Source organism: uncultured Tateyamaria sp., assembly GCF_947504105.1.
Taxonomy (GTDB): domain Bacteria; phylum Pseudomonadota; class Alphaproteobacteria; order Rhodobacterales; family Rhodobacteraceae; genus Tateyamaria.
Genome location: NZ_CANNGP010000120.1, coordinates 1 through 1,941, shown reverse-complemented (window position 1 = coordinate 1,941; position 1,941 = coordinate 1). Strand labels below are relative to the sequence as shown.

Below are 1,941 nucleotides of genomic sequence, written 5' to 3'. Positions count from 1 at the left end.
AACACCGATGGGTTGGCCGAGATCGCTAGGCATACCAGCCCTGAGCTGCGCAATTGGCTGGCGACAGAGAGCGGGCCAGAGACCCAGTCTGTGACCGTGCCCGAAGACACGGGCGGGCGGCCCTCCGGCCAGACATTGGCACTTTCGAAGGCTGAAGTCGCCGAGATCATGAAGGCGGCCTATGTCGATTTCAAACCCGCCGGGAAGGAGAGATCGTCAAACCAGGCCCAGCGACGCAAGGGTGAGGTCATTGTCGCGCTGCGCCGCATGCCCTCCTCAGTGGTCATTGATCTATTCAAGGGTAATCCGAGGTTTAAGGGATCCACGACCGGCTGGAATAACCGCATCATCGTGATGACGCAGGTTTTGAAAGAGTTGAGTCAGCCGAAGGAATTCCGGGTGCCCGCGCTTGCAGATCTGCGTAGAAACACCGATGGGTTGGCCGAGATCGCTAGGCGTACCAGCCCTGAGCTGCGCAATTGGCTGGCGACAGAGAGCGGGCCGGAGACCCTGTCTGTGACCGTGCCCGAAGACACGGGCGGGCGGCCCTCCAACCAGACATTGGCACTTTCGAAGGCTGAAGTCGCCGAGATCATGAAGGCGGCCTATGTCGATTTCAAACCCGCCGAGAAGGAGAGATCGTCAAGCCAGATCCAGCGACGCAAGCGTGAGGCCATGGCCGCGCTGCGCCGCATGCCCTCCTCAGTGGTCATTGATCTATTCAAGGGTAATCCGACGTTTAAGGGATCCAAGACCGGCTGGAGTAACCGCATCACCGTGATGACGCAGGTTTTGAAAGAGTTGCGCCAGCCGAAGGAACTTTGGGCGCCCGGGCCTGCAGATCTGCGTAGAAACACCGATGGGGTGGCCGAGATCGCTAGGCATACCAGCCCTGAGCTGCGCAATTGGCTGGCGACAGAGAGCGGGCCGGAGACCCTGTCTGTGACCGTGCCCAAAGATACGGGCGGGCTGCCCTCCGGCCAGACATTGGCACTTTCGAAGGCTGAAGTCGCCGAGATCATGAAGGCGGCCTATGTCGATTTCGAACCCGCCGAGAAGGAGAGATCGGCAAACCAGTCCAGGCGTCGCAAGCGTGAGGCCATGGCCGCGCTGGAGCGTATGCCCTCCTCAGTGGTCATTGATCTATTCGAGGGTAATCCGACGTTTAAGCGACACGGGAAAGGCTTGAGTAACCGCATCACCGTGATGACGCAGGTTTTGAACGAGTTGCGCCAGCCGAAGGAATTCCGGGCGCCCGCGCTTGCAGATCTGCGTAGAAACACCGATGGGTTGGCCGAGATCGCTAGGCATACCAGCCCTGAGCTGCGCAATTGGCTGGCGACAGAGAGCGGGCCAGAGACCCTGTCTGTGACCGTGCCCAAAGACACGGGCGGGCTGCCCTCCGGCCAGACATTGGCACTTTCGAAGGCTGAAGTCGCCGAGATCATGAAGGCGGCCTATGTCGATTTCAAACCCGCCGAGAAGGAGAGATCGTCAAGCCAGGCCCAGCGTCGCAAGCGTGAGGCCATGGCCGCGCTGCGCCGCATGCCCTCCTCAGAAGTCATTGATCTATTCAAGGGTAATCCGACGTTTAAAGGATCCAAGACCGGCCGGGGTAACCGCGTCCTCGTGATGACGCAGGTTTTGAACGAGTTGCGCCGGCCGAAGGAATTGCCCTCAGCTCCCAGCGCTACTCCTGTTCCCTCAGCTCCCAGCGCTACTCCCGTTCCTTCGGTTGCGGCTCTTCGCCAGGAGCTTGCAGATGTCAGATCTAAGATTGAGCGCACAAAGGCAAATAACCCTTTCATCAACGACGTCGAACATTTGGATGCGGCAGCCCGCGAGGCGTGGTTCATCGAGCACCCGCGCACGCTGAGTGAGCAAGAGTATCTGTTTTACACCGCAAAGCAAGATGTCGCCGCTGATTTGGAAACCACCATC

1 protein-coding gene is annotated in these 1,941 nt (G+C 59.5%); it reads left to right on the top strand.

Translation table 11 applies throughout. The features are described 5' to 3' along the window. Positions 1–1,941, top strand: a 1,941-nt coding sequence (locus Q1A75_RS23765; protein ID WP_299641507.1) for a hypothetical protein, incomplete at both ends; no start/stop codon positions are given.